An 8541-nucleotide genomic window follows, 5' to 3' on the forward strand; every position below is an offset into this window, starting at 1 on the left:
CGCGCGCGCCGCGGTCAGTCCCAGAACGACTGCGTCCGCGCGTACTGTCGTTCCTGTTCGAGGATGTCCCGGTAGAAGTCCGCCTCGTTCTCCCGCAGCTTTCCGATGATCCGAGCGGCGGTCTGCGGGCCCACGCCGCGCCCGGCGAGCGCGATCACTGCCTGCTTGCCGTGGCTCTGGACGAGGCTCGCCGAGCGGTAGGCTCGCTCGACGCGGCGTTCCTCGTCATCTGATCTGTCACCGGGATCGGCGCGGACCGCCGCAGGCGACTCCTCGTCCCACGGGTTCAGGCAGGCGACCCGGGTCGCGCCGCACTCGGGACACTCGGGTTGCTCGCGGACGCGACGCACCTTCGTCTCGTGCTCCCAGTCCGAACAGTGCAGGCAGAGCAGTCGAACGCGGTCGTTCCGAATCCGCTCTTCGATGGCCTCGATCACGCTCGCGTCGGCGTTCTCCGGGACGAGCAGTTCGCGACCGCTCGACCGCCCGTCGACCCCGATCGGGGTTCGTTCGCGTGCGGTTTCGAGCGCAACGGGGGAATCGCCGTCCCGAAGTCGATCGAGGAGATCCGCGGTCTCCTCGACGGCGAGGTCGACGTGGAACACCTCGCGGACGGCCTCGTCGTAGACGGGCGTGTCTTCGAGGGCGGCGAGCAGGCGATCCGCGCCGAACCGCTCGCGGCCCTGATAGCGCTTGAGTGCCCCGAACTTCGCGGCGACCTGCGCGAGCGTGAACTTCAGCGCGTCGGAGTTTTTGAGTGCCAGTTCGAGCACCGCCTCGACGTGGCCGGGATCGGTCGTCTCCAGCACGTCGACGACGTCGTGGACGGACGATCGCGCCGCGACTTCGAGTTCGATCCGGTAGGGGTTGATCTCCATTCCCACCGAGGTGCCGGTTCGCTGGCCGACGAGGGCGGCGAGCAGGCGGCCGAGCGTCTCGTTAACGCGGTGGCCGTGACAACTGTTCACGACGATTTTCCTCGCTCGCCCCTCGACGACGAGCCTGTCCGCGGTCGGGATCGGATGACCGGTCTCGACCTGGCGCTCGATCGGATCCAAGGCGGAAGCGAGCGTGTCCGCGTCCGTCGGATACCGCGCGCGGAGGTCGCGAGCGACCGCCTCCCGCGACGCGCCGTTCTCGAACTGCTCGGCGGCGACCGCGCGGATTTCCCCCACTTCGTTGGCGACGGCGGCCGGGACCGGAATTTCGGAGCCCGTCCAGGAGGGGACCTCGCCGCTCGGGTCCTCGATCGGGGTGACGTTCACCCGAGACTCCTCGTCGTCGATGTCGTTGATGCGCCACATCTCCCCGCGCTGGACGAAGGCGGCACCAGGCTCGGCGAAGTTGACGACGAAGCGCTCGTCAAGCGTGCCGATCCGCCCCCGCGAGGAGATGTCGTGGACCTCGTAGGTCTCCTCGTCGGGGATCATCGAGAGGTTGGCGTAGAAGTACTGCCAGGTGCCGCCCGATTTCTCCAGGCGATCGGCGTCCTCGTCGAGCCAGAGGAGCCGGTTCTTCGAGAGTTCGCGGACGACCTCGCGGAACGTTTCCTTCGTGAGATCCGAAAACGGATACGCCGCGGTCACGACCTCGTAGGCCCGCCGCGCGGACACCTCGCCCTCGTCCATCACGACGCCGACGATCTGGTTGGCGACGGTGTCGAGGCTGGCGTGGTGGATGCGAGCCGGCTCAACCTCCCCGACCTCCGCCCGTCGCGCGATTGCGAGGGCTTCGAGCGTGTCGTCGGAGGATGACGTGACGAGCGTGCCGCGAGAGACCTCGTCCCGGCGGTGACCCGCGCGACCGACGCGCTGGAGGAGCCGCGCGACCTCTCTGGGGCTCCCGTACTGCACGACGTGATCGACGCGCCCGACGTCGATACCGAGTTCCATCGAGGAGGTGCAGACGAGCGCGTCGAGGTCGCCGGATTTGAACCGCTCTTCGACGTCGATCCGGACGTCCTTCGAGAGCGATCCGTGGTGCACCTCGATCGGCTCTCCCAGTGCCTTGAACCGCGAGCCGAGCGCCTCGGCGGTCTGTCGCGTGTTGACGAACACGAGCGTCGATTCGTGCCCGCGGACGATGTCGCGAATGACCCGGACGTGGCTCGCGATCTCGTCATCGGTCGCGAGTTTCCCCGCGAGCAGTTCGTCCTCGGGCGTGATCTCCGGGCGGGTGACCGTAAAGGAGACGTCGCTGCCGACGTCGACCTCGACGATCTCGAACGAGCGGTCTCCTGTAAGAAACCGACCGACCTCCGCGGGCGAGCCGACCGTCGCGGAGAGACCGATCCGCTGGAACGGGCCCGAGAGTTCCCGCAGGCGCTCTAATCCCACGGTCAACTGCGCGCCCCGCTTCGCGGAGGCGAGTTCGTGGACCTCGTCGACGACGACGTGGCGGACGTCCGAGAGCGCGCGTCGGAGCTTCTTTCCGGTCAGCATCGCCTGCAGCGTCTCGGGCGTCGTCACCAGCACGTCCGGCGGATCGTTCGCTTGCTTTCCCCGCTGGTACTGGGTCGTGTCCCCGTGGCGGACGTCGATCTCGATTTCCAGTTCCTCGCCCCACCAGTCCAACCGCTGACGCATATCGCGGTTCAGCGCCCGGAGCGGTGTGATGTACAACGCGGAGAGCCCCTCGCGCTCCTCGGGATCGGACCGCGAGATCGCGTCGAACACGGGCAACATCGCCGTCTCGGTCTTTCCGGTTCCGGTGGGCGCGATCACGAGGGCATTCTCCCCGGCGGCTATGGGCGGGATCGCGCGGCGCTGCGGCTCCGTCGGCGTGTCGAAGCCGCGTTCGGAGAGCGCCGACCGCACCGCGCTCCCGAGCGCCGTGAAAGCGTCCATTCCCTGCGACGCGCCCGGTGGCATCGACAGGTGTAGCGGCGCGAGCGGAATAAGCACAGCGTTCGGGCGTCGGCACGCGCACGAACTTGCCCGCGTCGGTCACTCACCGAGTAGCCGGAGCGCGACGCCGGCGGCGACGACGACTCCACCGCCGATGAACGTCCCCGGGACCGGGAGCACGAACAACAGGGCACCGGCTAGAATCACCAGGGTCGATATCCGCATACCTGTCGTTCGCGCCGCAGACTGAAAAGGGAAGTGCCGGTCCCAATTCCGCGCCGGGGAGAAACCGAATCAGCCGCGGCGGGCCTTGTCGGACGGAAAGTCAAATCGATCGGGACGGATCGCGCCGTCGCTCTCGAATCACACCGACCGATACGGCCCCAACCGCGTCCCGTCAAGGAGGAACGCGTCGGTCGCGTCGTCGACGAGCGCGTCGGGGAGGAACGGCGAGAGAAACCCCTGCCCCTCGACGTTGACCCACGTGCCGCCCGAGCGGTCGTTGAACGCCGGGAAGACGACGATATCGGGGTCTCGCCAGTCCAGATCGGCGATGTCGACCCCGAGGTGCTCGGCGAACGGTTCCCGCCGCAGCGGTCCGCGGAGCCACGCCCGCTCCTTCCGCCCGCCCCCGACGCTGTCTTCCAGGCGGACGGCGGGATGTTCGTGACCGACGCAGATCACCTCGCTCTCGACGACCTCGCGAGCGGGCCAAGTGTGGCCGTGAACGAAGCCGACGCGTCCCAGCCGAACGCCGGTCGGCTCAGTGACGACGAATCGGTCCGGGTACTCCGGTTCGAACCGGTCGGAGATGCCGGTATCGTGGTTGCCGTAGACGAGCGTCACCGGCACGCGGTCGAGGACTGCTTCGAGAAGTTCGTCCAACTCTTCTCCCTCGACGCCTTCGGTTCCGCCGATCCGGTGGCCGAGGTCGCCGAGGACAACGACTCGATCGGGGTCGACCCGGTCGAGGAGGCCGAGCAATCGAACGCGACGGACGGCCGCGTTGCTCTCGAGTTCGACGCCCCGCTCGTATCGGAGGCCGATTTCGATCCCCGCGTGGTAGTCGGCGACGACGAGCGCCCTTTCCCCGTCGATTCGCGCGATCGCGGCCGGTTCGCCGGGAACGGGCTCGACGAGCGACGTTTCAGCGCGGGCTGGCTCCTCCGGGCGATCGCGGGCTGATTCGCCCGCATCGAGATCCGAGTCGCCGCCATCGGAATCGATCGGATCCACGCTCAGATCGACTTCAGCGTTCCCTCTGTGGGTTCGTAGCACTTCCCGCCCATCAGCGCTTCCTGGATCGCGTCTTCGACCGCGTCGGGATCCGCACCGTACTCGTCGACGACCGTTGCGACGACTGTCTCGTGGTCGGCTCCGTCGCCGTCGTCGAGATCCGCCATCACCGAGACGGCGGCGTCTTCGAGGTCGACATCTGCGGGAACCTCACGTTCAGTGTCTGCCTCCGCGCCTGCATCCGATGCCTCGATCTCGTCCTCGGAGGCGGCGTCCCCCTCGTCGTCCGAGACGACATCCGACTCATCTTCGGAGGCGGCGTCTTCCCCGTCGCTTTCGGTCCCGCTTTCCTCGGTGATCTGGGATTCGAGTTCGTCGACGTCCGGCACGTCGATGTCGGCCTCTCCCGGCGCGTCGACCTCGTTTCCGGTCGCGAACTCCGTGCCGTACTCTTCTTCGATCTCGGCGCGCTCCTCGTCGTCGATTTCGTACATCTCGTCCCCGTCGAGGTCCGTGTCGGGACTCTCCGTCTCGACCGCAGGATCCCCGGTCTCGGCCTCGCTATCCCCCGCTGAGGCGTCGGCCGCGAAGTCTCCGAGCGTGCCCGAACTCTCGTCTTCGGCGTCCTCCGATTCCGCTCCCACGTCGCCTTCGCTCTCAGTGTCGTCCTCGACGGCGTCTGCGACTTCTTTCGGCTCGTCGACGTCGCTCGCAACGTCTTCGGATCCGCCCGCGACTTCTTCCAGTTCGTCGGCGACGTCGCCCGCAACTGCTTCCGGTCCATCGTCGGTGGCTGGCTCGGATTCTTCCGATTCGGTGGCGGCTGGCTCGGATTCCTTGACATCGTCGCCGGCGGCCGATTGCGCTTCGGGCTCGGGTCCGACGCTCGCTTCCGACGGGCTCTCGGTCGAGGAGTCCTCGACCGAATCAGGCGAAACGGCCGCCGCGGCGTCACCCGGCGCGGCCGATGCCGCGGCGACCATCGGCAGCGAGCCGAGCGTTCGCGACCCCGGCTCGTTCGGTGCCGCCGTCGGCGCTTCGACCGCGTCACGCTCGCCCGCGACGAGTTCGAGCGCCTGTACGGCCATCCGCCTGATCCCTTCGAGGTAGTGCTCGGTCGGTTCGTAGTGGTCGACCGCGAGCGCGACGCCCTGCGCCAGTGCGCCGTCGACGCCGCGGATTTCGAGCGCGGCGGTGAGGTCGTCGCCGCGGACGTCGAATTTCAGCGCCGCAGCCATCGTGGCGACGCGTTCGAGCGTCGCCTCGGCGGCGGAGACGACCCAGCGGTCGCGGGTGTCGGCGTCGACCTCGTTGAGGCTCTCCGGGCGGACCGAGGTGAAGATCCGATCGGAGTCCTCCGGCTGGTAGGTCCGCGCCTTCCCCGTGAGCGAGACGAAGCACGGCGGCGTCGTCCGGTCCAGAAAGCCCATCGCGTCCGGCTGGTACTGCCCGGCGTAGGTGACGAATACGCCCGTCGGATCGGCGACGCGTCCGCGGACGATCTCGTCGTTGACCTGTTCGACCTCGGTGAGCGCGCCGACGGCGAACAGCCGGTTGACGCGCGCGCCGGTCGGCGTCACCACGTAGTTCGGCGCGCGCTCGTCGTCGCCCTCAGAGTACGACAGGGTCGCGTCGTCGAACTCCGCGGCGAAGAGGCGGCGAGCCACCTCTCGGCCCTGCACGGCGTCGCTCACGATCGCACCTCCGTGAGCAGGGCGGTCGCACGCGCCCCCGGATCGTCCTCAGCGCGCTCGAACTCGCTGGCCTCGAGGTTCGCGCCGTAGTCGTCGACCGAGAGGTTCCCACGGACGCGGTACTCTCGGCCGACGACGCGCTCGCGGATCTCGTCGGCGACGACCTCCTTGTCCATCGCCTCGCGGGCGGCCGTCATCGCGTCGTCCATCGTGCCGCCGTAGAGCTCCTCGGTCAGCTCGCGGTCGAGCACCGCCGTCACGGTCCCGGTGCCGTCGTCGACGATCGCCTTCACGCGCATATCATCTTCGCCCTCGATCTCGCCGTGAACCCGACACTGCCCGTTCTGGAGCACGCGGCCGCACTCCGGACAGCGCTCGATGAGCCCAGAACCGTCGCGGACTTCGAGAACGTTCCCGACGAGTTCGACGTCGAAGAGGCCGCCGGAGCCGACCGCCTCGGCGATTCCCATCTGTGGCGCGTCGTCGTCGACCTCGACCTCGCGGGCCAGCGGCGTGACCGTCGTGAACTCCGAGAGGTTCACCTGCGGAACGCCGCGGAACTCCCGGACGTATACGTCCTCGAATCGGAAGTCGTGACCCTCGCGAAGCTCCGAGCGGGCCTTCCAATCGGTGAAGGGCAGTCGTCCGGTCTCGTCGGCGACGACGCCCGAGCGGATCGTCGTCTCGCCGTCGCGACCGTCGATGACGCGCTCCTCGGAGTCGAGGACTCGCACCTCCACGTTTCGACCCCGGTCGCCCGATCGAAGCTCGACGAGGTCGGTATCGCCGCCGACCTCGTAGGCCGTCTCCACGGGCGTCGTCTCGACGGCGACCGTCGAGGACTGGCCGACGTTCAGTTCGGGGCGGCCGTCCCACTCGCGGACGCCCGCGTTCCCGACGGTGATCGAGTCCCCCGGCTCGAAGCCGAAGTCCTCCCACGCGGTGTAGGATATCTTGCCGGTGGCGTCGGCGAACTCGCCCTCGCGGATGACCTGTTCTTCGCCCTGGTACTGGATCGATCGCTGGCCGACGGAGAGCACGCGCACGGTCACGGTGACGTTGCCGTCCTCCGGTGTGATCTCGGCGACGGCTTTCGTCGTCGGCGCGGCGTCGCCACCGCCGCCGTCGCCGCCATGTTTGCGCCGAATGCTCTGTTTGGCTTCGTCGATCGGCACGCTGTACGACAGCAGGTTCTCCAAGTCGGATTGAACCTCCGCTTTGTCAACCCCGAGGGCGGAGGCGAGCTCCTCGGCGTGTTCGTCTACGTCCATCGTCGCCGGTAGTACAGCCGCCGGGGATAAAAAGGGTCGCGCGGCCGTCGCTCACGCGGAATCCGCGACGGTCCGCGACACGTACACGACGAGGGCCAACGGTACGCCGAGCACGAGCGCGAGAGTCAGCCCGCCGTAGGCGGCGAACCCGAGCGGCGAGGCCGGGAACGGAACGAGAAAGAGAAAGCGCGGCGCATTGACGTCGACGAACGTCGCAGTCAGGAAGCCAGCGGTGGCACCCACGGCGACGAGTGCGAAATAAAGTCCGACGACGAGCCGCGGGCCGTTGTATCCGCGAGCACTCGGCTCGTCGCCGTCACGCCCGCGTCGCCTGCTGGTCGTGCCGCTGTGGGTCTCGTCGTCCGTCACATCGGGACGTGTGCCCCGGAGGCTGTTAAGCCACCCGTTCGCAGATGACGCGCGTATCGACCTCGGTCGAGGACGAGTATCGACACTTCGTGGAGAAGGGCGAAATTCGAGGAAACAATGACGATACTTCGGGGAGACGGGTACCGACGCACCTTTGAGCGCGCGCGGCGAAGCGCGGATATGAGCGACCGAGATCTGCTCGCAGTCATCCTCGCGGCGATCGCGATACTGATGTTCGCCACCGGGCTCTTTCTCGCGACCTGAGACGGACCGTTGGATCGAGCTCAGGCACCGGTTTTGATCGAGAGTGACGACGCCCGCGTCAGGACCAAATGACGAGCCTCACGTCGGGGCCAGGTACGACACTCGCGCCGAGCAGGTACCTCGCGACGGACGATCGCAAGCGCTGTGCGGTGTTGATCGTCTCACGTCAGATCCGCAAAAGGAACCGCCGAATCGCTGATTACTGGTCGGAACCGGCGTCGCCGTCGAGCTTCCCGCCGTCGGTCAGCGCGGGTTCGTCGTCCGCGTCGCCGCCGTCGGCGATCGCCGTCTGCAGCTTCTTGTCGTACCAGTCCCACTCGGCCGTGTAGAGGCCCGACTGCCGAAGGTTCCACGGATCGCCGTCCTGGATTTCCGGCCCTTCGAGCCACGACTGGACGAAGTTCCAGACGAAGATGATCTGGCCGACGAGCAGGATCAGCGCGCCCAAGGTCGCGAGTTGGTGCAGCGTCGCGAACTGCGGCAGGAACGTCGCGTACCGGCGCGGCATCCCGCCGTAGCCGAGCAGGATCATCGCGAAGAACGTGACGTTCGTGCCGATCATCGACAGCCAGAAGTGCGCCTTACCGAGCGTCTTCTGGTACATCCGCCCGGTGTACAGCGGGTACCAGTAGTACAGGCCCGCGAACCCGGCGAACGCGATCGCGCCCATCACGATGTAGTGGAAGTGGCCCACGACGTAGTAGGTGTCGTGGAGCACGAGATCGATCGGGATCGACGCGAGGAAGACGCCCGTCACGCCGCCGATGATGAAGTTCGAGACGAAGCCGACGCAGAAGAGCATCGGCGTGGTGAGTCGAACGTGGCCGTTCCACATCGTGGTGATCCAGTTGAACGTCTTCA

The 8541-nt window shown here is 67.6% G+C and carries 8 protein-coding genes; 1 reads left to right on the forward strand and 7 read right to left on the reverse strand.

What is annotated here, in order from left to right:
• Positions 1–14 precede the first annotated feature (14 nt).
• The 6 genes from FJT57_RS02335 to FJT57_RS17415 all read right to left on the reverse strand — a co-directional run bounded on the left by FJT57_RS02335 (position 15) and on the right by FJT57_RS17415 (position 7416).
• Positions 15–2870 (reverse strand): DEAD/DEAH box helicase, encoded by a 2856-nt coding sequence (locus FJT57_RS02335; RefSeq protein WP_144901299.1) that lies wholly within the window; start codon positions 2868–2870, stop codon positions 15–17.
• A gap of 75 nt (positions 2871–2945) precedes the next feature.
• The gene (locus FJT57_RS17170; protein WP_275264623.1) at positions 2946–3071 is read right to left on the reverse strand and encodes a hypothetical protein; all 126 of its coding nucleotides are present in this window, start codon (positions 3069–3071) and stop codon (positions 2946–2948) included.
• Positions 3072–3209: 138 nt separating this feature from the next.
• On the reverse strand, positions 3210–3953 hold the full coding sequence (locus FJT57_RS02340; protein ID WP_238993911.1) for a metallophosphoesterase: 744 nt from the start codon (positions 3951–3953) through the stop codon (positions 3210–3212).
• Between the two features lie 131 nt (positions 3954–4084).
• On the reverse strand, positions 4085–5776 hold the full coding sequence (locus tag FJT57_RS02345) for a hypothetical protein (protein ID WP_394348797.1): 1692 nt from the start codon (positions 5774–5776) through the stop codon (positions 4085–4087).
• The gene (locus FJT57_RS02350) at positions 5773–7047 is read right to left on the reverse strand and encodes a Single-stranded DNA binding protein (protein ID WP_144901303.1); all 1275 of its coding nucleotides are present in this window, start codon (positions 7045–7047) and stop codon (positions 5773–5775) included. The genes FJT57_RS02345 and FJT57_RS02350 overlap by 4 nt, the downstream gene beginning before the upstream one ends.
• 51 nt (positions 7048–7098) lie before the next feature.
• On the reverse strand, positions 7099–7416 hold the full coding sequence (locus FJT57_RS17415; protein WP_238993881.1) for a DUF7520 family protein: 318 nt from the start codon (positions 7414–7416) through the stop codon (positions 7099–7101).
• 117 nt (positions 7417–7533) lie between these two features.
• On the opposite strand from FJT57_RS17415, the gene FJT57_RS16365 reads away from it, so the two are divergent.
• Positions 7534–7680: a hypothetical protein gene (locus FJT57_RS16365; RefSeq protein ID WP_162524300.1), complete on the forward strand. Its 147-nt coding sequence runs from the start codon at positions 7534–7536 to the stop codon at positions 7678–7680.
• A gap of 199 nt (positions 7681–7879) precedes the next feature.
• Here FJT57_RS16365 and FJT57_RS16840 read toward each other — a convergent pair.
• The coding region (locus tag FJT57_RS16840) for a cbb3-type cytochrome c oxidase subunit I (RefSeq protein WP_238993882.1) at positions 7880–8541 on the reverse strand (662 nt) is incomplete at its 5' end.

The sequence above is a fragment of the Halobellus captivus genome (assembly GCF_007655485.1).
GTDB lineage: Archaea > Halobacteriota > Halobacteria > Halobacteriales > Haloferacaceae > Haloquadratum > Haloquadratum captivum.

Excerpts from the sequence above, each read along its gene's own strand:
- FJT57_RS02335 (WP_144901299.1), bottom strand. The coding sequence starts at position 2,870 with ATGCCACCGGGCGCGTCGCAGGGAATGGACGCTTTCACGGCGCTCGGG.
- FJT57_RS17170 (WP_275264623.1), bottom strand. The coding sequence starts at position 3,071 with ATGCGGATATCGACCCTGGTGATTCTAGCCGGTGCCCTGTTGTTCGTG.
- FJT57_RS02350 (WP_144901303.1), bottom strand. The coding sequence starts at position 7,047 with ATGGACGTAGACGAACACGCCGAGGAGCTCGCCTCCGCCCTCGGGGTT.
- FJT57_RS16365 (WP_162524300.1), top strand. The coding sequence starts at position 7,534 with ATGACGATACTTCGGGGAGACGGGTACCGACGCACCTTTGAGCGCGCG.